At 40.0% G+C, this 2,210-nt stretch carries 1 protein-coding gene and 1 pseudogene; one reads left to right on the forward strand and one right to left on the reverse strand.

Features of this window, described 5'->3' with window-relative positions:
- Positions 1-638: pseudogene (locus ACR2F7_RS02245) on the reverse strand (ATPase); the annotation flags it as partial.
- Positions 639-839: 201 nt separating this feature from the next.
- Between ACR2F7_RS02245 and ACR2F7_RS02250 the strand changes: the two are divergent.
- Positions 840-2,210 (forward strand): glycosyl hydrolase 115 family protein (locus ACR2F7_RS02250; protein WP_432711986.1); only part of this gene is annotated, 1,371 nt, incomplete at its 3' end.

Below are 2,210 nucleotides of genomic sequence, written 5' to 3' on the forward strand. Positions count from 1 at the left end.
CCACCCATAATTAAACATCCTGCCAGAAACCAATCAATAGCGTCAGAGAAGTTTTTGTCAAAATCAATTTGCTTTTTATCACCTATAATTAGGTGTTTAGTGATGCCACCTTTACTGTGAGAGAAATTGGCAATTTGTAAGGTGAATCGAAGGGTGTCTGTATTTTTAGGGATATCAAAGTTTTTTTCAGCATAATGAGGCACATAACCTTTTGCCGTTTTGCTGATCATGCCATCTGAAGCAACAAGGTCATTGTTGAGGTATAATCGGTAAGCGTTGTAAGTATCAGGCACTAAAACCCTCAGGTCTTTTAACAGTGTAGGCATCAATACCATCAATTTATAAGTCGCAAAACCATAGGAAGGTTTCTTTTCAAAACCTGGTTGTGCCACTGTCCAAAGTCCTGGAAAATTAAAAAGCACAGCTCCTGTGGCTGAAGTATCGTGTGCTACAGCTAACTTATTCCAATAGAAAAGCCATTCCCCATCGAGTGAAATTTCATCCTTAAAAGATGTTTTTCGTAAATCAAGAATCCCCTTTATAGCTAGAGGTGGTGTGCGTTCTTCTTGTGCCAAAGAAGCCGTGAAGGATAAAAAGAACAGTAAGAAAAAAAGATAAAAGATTAATTTGGTCTGCATTAGATTGTAAATGTAAAAAAATAGATAGAAATTGCATCATGCGAAATGCACCTTCTTAAGAGTTATAATAAATAGCGTATTTATTGCTGATTTCCTTATTAGAAACAGTTTAAGATGCGTTCTGTAACAATGTAAAGAACAGGATGGCAAGGGTTGCAAAACTGACTAGTCTTATATAGGTTTGAGCAACCCAATATAACTATGTGTCTAACACCTAAAAATACAGTTTTAAGTAAACCCCGGCTCTTTCAACAACTTTTCATCACACTAAGCTGTTCTTTTTTTATACAAACAGCTTTTGCTCAAGATTTTACCATTGCGGCAAAAAATACAAAAACGTCCATCGTCTACAGCAAAAAAGGGCCGCTTTTAGATTCCATTAGCGCCTACCTGCTGCAGCAAGATATTTATAGGGTAACACACCAATTACCTGTCGTAGTCACAGCTCTTTCCAAAGCTACAGCGAATGCCATTATTATTGGCAATATTGATGGCGACTTGATGCGCATGTTGCTACCCATAGGTTCTTCGTTGAAAAAAGAAGTGACTGGTGGTTGGGAATCCTTTGGTTTGAAAGTGCTTCAACAGCCTGTTCAAAACATTAAAAATGCCTTGTTAATAGCCGGCAGTGACAGCAGAGGCACCGCTTATGGGGTATTTCATGTATCAGAAAAAATAGGTGTTTCCCCATGGTATTGGTGGGCCGATGTGGCTATCAAAACACAGTCAACGCTGAAATTAACTGCTGTAGATTATATTTCCTCATCGCCATCTGTCAAGTACAGGGGTGTTTTTATCAATGATGAAGACTGGGGTTTACAGCCCTGGGCACAAAATACTTTTGAACCAGAAACGGGGGATATTGGTCCCAAAACCTATGCTAAAGTTTTTGAACTTTTACTCCGCTTAAAGGCAAACCTGATCTGGCCGGCCATGCACCCCAGCACAAAAGCATTTTATCATTATGCCGACAATAAAAAGGTGGCCGCAGCCTATGCTATCGTTATTGGTTCGTCACATGCGGAGCCTATGTTGCGTAACAATGTGGGAGAATGGGATGCCTCAAAAGGCGACTTCAATTACATCACCAATAAAGATCGTGTTTATAATTATTGGGACCAGCGGGTAAAAGAAAGCAGTATCAATGATGCCATTTACTCCCTGGGTATGCGAGGCGTACACGACAGCGGTATTGAGGGCGTCAAAAAGACGGAAGATATTGTGCCTCTGCTCACACAAATTTTCAAAGATCAACGTGGCATTTTAGAGAAACATATCCCCAAAAACATCACCACCATCCCACAAGCATTTGTGGTGTACAAAGAAGTGCTCGATATTTACAATGCAGGGTTAAAAGTTCCAGAAGATGTAACCTTAGTGTGGCCCGATGATAATTATGGTTACATTCAAAGACTCAACAATACGGAAGATAGTAAAAGAAATGGTGGCAGTGGTGTTTATTACCATGGCTCTTACTGGGGTAGACCACATGATTACCTGTGGTTGAGCACCACACATCCCGGATTAATCCGCGAAGAAATGATGAAAGCTTACAACATGAAATCAGACCGA

It is taken from the genome of Pedobacter sp., assembly GCF_045628745.1.
Taxonomy (GTDB): domain Bacteria; phylum Bacteroidota; class Bacteroidia; order Sphingobacteriales; family Sphingobacteriaceae; genus Pedobacter.